This window comes from Sphingomonas sp., from assembly GCF_036677245.1.
Taxonomy (GTDB): Bacteria; Pseudomonadota; Alphaproteobacteria; order Sphingomonadales; family Sphingomonadaceae; genus Allosphingosinicella.
Genome location: NZ_JAKFCG010000121.1, coordinates 1 through 1,631 on the forward strand (window position 1 = coordinate 1; position 1,631 = coordinate 1,631).

Here is a 1,631-nt window from a genome sequence, read left to right on the forward strand (position 1 = left end):
GATTGCGCTTTCGTATGGCGGGCTGCTCGAGGGCTCGGTGCTGATCGAGACGATCTTCTCGTGGCCGGGCATCGGCAACTACATCTACTCATCGCTGTTCGCAGCCGACATGAACGCCGTCCTTGGCGGCACGCTGCTGGTCGGCGTGGTGTTCGTCCTTCTCAACATGCTGAGCGACGTGCTGTACCGCGCGCTCGATCCGCGCTCGCGGGAGTTCGCGAAATGAGTGTCGTCCCCGATCTCGTCGACGACCCGAAGCGCGCCGTACGCGCCGCCCGCTGGGCCGAGTTCAAGGTGTTCGTCCGCCGCTTCATGCGCAACCCGCTCGGCGTCGTCGGGCTGGTCATCGTCGTGCTGCTGCTCCTCTGCGCAGCGTTCGCGCCGCTGCTGGCGACGCATGATCCGTATCTGCCCGACCTTGCCAACCGGCTCGCAGCGCCTGGGGCCGACTTCTGGCTGGGGGCGGACGAACTCGGCCGCGATATCTACTCGCGCGTCATATTCGGCTCGCGGCTGACACTCTTGATCGTGGCGCTGGTGATCGTCACCTCTGCGCCGATCGGGCTGATCATCGGCGCGGTGTCGGGCACGGTGGGCGGCTGGGTCGACGTGATCTTCATGCGCGTCACCGACGTGTTCCTTGCCATCCCCAAACTCCTGCTGGCGCTGGCCTTCGTTGCAGCGCTCGGGCCGGGCATCGTCAACGCAGCTCTTGCCATCACGCTCACGGCGTGGCCGCCTTATGCGCGGCTGGCGCGCGCCGAGGCGCTGGTGGTGCGCAACTCAGATTATGTCAACGCGGTGCGCCTCGCCGGCGCCAGCGAGTTCCGGATCATCGTGTTCCACGTCATCCCGATGTGCCTGAGTTCGGTGATCGTGCGCATGACCTTCGACATGGCGGGCATCATCCTGACCGCCGCCGGCCTCGGCTTCATCGGGCTCGGCGCGCAGCCGCCGCTGCCCGAGTGGGGCGCGATGATCTCCACCGGCCGCAAGTTCATCTTCGACCAGTGGTGGGTGGCGACCGTCCCGGGCTTTGCCATCTTCATCGTCTCGCTCGGCTTCAACCTGCTCGGCGACGCGATGCGCGACCTGCTCGATCCGCACCTGAGGCAGCGCAAATGAGCAACCTCGTCGAGATCGAGAACCTCCACGTCGCCTTCCGCAATGACGAAGGCGGCTACAATGATGCGGTGCGCGGCGTGTCGCTGTCGCTCGGGCGCGAAAAGCTCGGCATCGTCGGCGAGAGCGGCTCGGGCAAAAGCCTCACCGGCCGCGCCCTGCTCGGCGTGCTGCCGCCCTATGCGCGGATCAGCGTCGACAGGATGAACTTCGACGGCATCGACCTGAAGTCAGCCAGCCCAAAGCTCCGCCGCTCGCTGCGCGGTGGGCGGATGGGGATGATCCTGCAGGATCCAAAATTCTCGCTGAACCCGGTGATGACCGTCGGCAAGCAGATCGTCGAGGCGATCCGCATCGGCGACCGCCGCATCTCGGGCAGCGACGCAAAGAAGAAGGCGCTCGGCATTCTCGAGGCCGTGCACATCCGCGAGCCGGAGCGGGTGTACAAGCTCTACCCGCACGAACTCTCGGGCGGCATGGGCCAGCGCGTGATGATCGGCATGATGGTG

3 protein-coding genes are annotated in these 1,631 nt (G+C 66.2%); all 3 read left to right on the forward strand.

Features of this window, described 5'->3' with window-relative positions:
• A partial coding sequence (locus V6M48_RS12355) for an ABC transporter permease subunit (protein WP_332812831.1) occupies positions 1-226 on the forward strand: 226 nt, incomplete at its 5' end.
• Entirely contained in the window at positions 223-1,125 is a 903-nt protein-coding gene (locus V6M48_RS12360) for an ABC transporter permease (RefSeq protein WP_332812832.1), read from the forward strand. The genes V6M48_RS12355 and V6M48_RS12360, both read left to right, overlap by 4 nt.
• A partial coding sequence (locus tag V6M48_RS12365) for an ATP-binding cassette domain-containing protein (RefSeq protein ID WP_332812833.1) occupies positions 1,122-1,631 on the forward strand: 510 nt, incomplete at its 3' end. The genes V6M48_RS12360 and V6M48_RS12365, both read left to right, overlap by 4 nt.

Bases quoted from the DNA above. Each gene is read 5' to 3' on its own strand.
- V6M48_RS12360 (WP_332812832.1), top strand. From the start codon at position 223: ATGAGTGTCGTCCCCGATCTCGTCGACGACCCGAAGCGCGCCGTACGC.